At 73.5% G+C, this 535-nt stretch carries 1 protein-coding gene; it reads left to right on the top strand.

What is annotated here, in order from left to right; translation table 11 throughout:
- Positions 1–78: 78 nt before the first annotated feature.
- The coding region (locus tag C1J00_RS44060) for a hypothetical protein (RefSeq protein ID WP_180989942.1) at positions 79–535 on the top strand (457 nt) is incomplete at its 3' end.

Raw genomic sequence — 535 nt, 5'->3', positions numbered from 1 at the left:
CTCTGACCCTCGTGAGCTGACAGCGCCGTCCGCCCCCGCCCTCGCGCCACCGTGCCTTTGAATGAGAGGCGACCCACCATGCCGCTGCATGTCCCTCCGGCTCCCGCGCCCGCACTCCGTTCCGTCCTCACCGCGCTCTCCTCTCCCACCGCGGTCCGCGAAGCCCGAACGCCCTCCCTGCTCGGCACCCAGGGGCCCGCCACACCCGAGCTTCCCCTGCCCGTGCACGTCCTCGACCATGTGACGGCCGAGGGCGTGTCCGCGACCCGGCTGGCCGGGTGGCGCTTCCTGATCCGCTGCGGCGACCGCGCCGTGGCCGCGGCGGAGACCGTGCTGACTCCCGACGGCTGGACCTTCTCCCACTTCTTCGAGGGCCCGTACATCACCTCCACCGAGCGCGCCCTGCGCCAGGCGGAGACGATGCCGCAGCCTTACCAGCCCCGCCTGCTGTCGGTGCCCGGCCTGTACATGCTGACGCTCTGGCTGCACGAGGACTGCACCGCGGACGGTGCCGCCGGCCACCCCGCCGCCACCG

The organism is Streptomyces cahuitamycinicus, assembly GCF_002891435.1.
Lineage (GTDB): Bacteria > Actinomycetota > Actinomycetes > Streptomycetales > Streptomycetaceae > Streptomyces > Streptomyces cahuitamycinicus.
The sequence above is the reverse complement of the archived record's forward strand: the minus strand, read 5'-3'. Positions and strand labels throughout refer to the sequence as shown.